Raw genomic sequence first — 892 nt, 5'->3', positions numbered from 1 at the left:
TTGGTGGCGATAGCGAAGAGGTCACACCCGTTCCCATACCGAACACGGAAGTTAAGCTCTTCAGCGCCGATGGTAGTTGGGGGTTTCCCCCTGTGAGAGTAGGACGCCGCCAAGCTTTTATAAGGATCAGTTCCAGACGGAACTGGTCTTTTTTGTGTTTTTAGGAAAAATCAGTTTTATATCTACTTCAAGAACAGAAAGAATTTCTAAAGAAGCAGGATTAAGAGGCTCCGATGATAAAGGTACAATGATGGTTGAGGTTTCCAAAGAGTATAGATTCGTCTAATATTGATGTTTGAACTTTTAATAGGGCATTTGAAGAACAATACTAGCTTTTTCTTATTGAGCATGAACTGGGATCGTCCAATGTTTTGATGTTTGTGTTGTTGATACTTATTAAATATCTGTACGGGAGATATACTGGCTGAAAAACGAAAACTACATTCTGATAGATGAGTCTTTTTCAATGATAAATCCTCATTAGAGCCAATTTTAACAAAATCATAAAAGAATGAAAAAAAGACTTTTAAAATGATGAGACAAGTGGTAAACTTCTTTAGGTGCCTTAACGAAAAGATGAAAAAACAACTTTAAAATAAATTCAAAATTTATTTTAAAAAAGTCTTTACAAACAATATCCTATCAGTATATAATACTATTTGTCAGATCGAGAGTCATTCGAAAAGACATAATATGGAGGATTAGCTCAGCTGGGAGAGCATCTGCCTTACAAGCAGAGGGTCGGCGGTTCGAGCCCGTCATCCTCCATCATATTTATTCTTACATAATGTTAGGATAAGATAAAGCCGGTGTAGCTCAACTGGTAGAGCAACTGACTTGTAATCAGTAGGTTGGGGGTTCAAGTCCTCTTGCCGGCACCACTTTTTTATGG

2 tRNA genes and 1 rRNA gene are annotated in these 892 nt (G+C 37.4%); all 3 read left to right on the top strand.

The features are described from left to right. Nucleotides 1-115: ribosomal RNA gene (gene rrf / locus LC033_RS16595) — 5S ribosomal RNA — on the top strand. Nucleotides 116-695: 580 nt separating this feature from the next. After that, nucleotides 696-768: transfer RNA gene (locus LC033_RS16590), tRNA-Val, on the top strand. 37 nt (nucleotides 769-805) lie between these two features. Then, nucleotides 806-881 (top strand) — tRNA-Thr (locus LC033_RS16585). Nucleotides 882-892: the final 11 nt, after the last annotated feature.

Origin of the sequence: Bacillus stratosphericus (assembly GCF_020524495.1) — a bacterium.
Taxonomy (GTDB): domain Bacteria; phylum Bacillota; class Bacilli; order Bacillales; family Bacillaceae; genus Bacillus; species Bacillus stratosphericus_B.
Note: the sequence above shows the minus strand (reverse complement) of the source record. Positions and strands in the feature narration are given on the sequence as shown.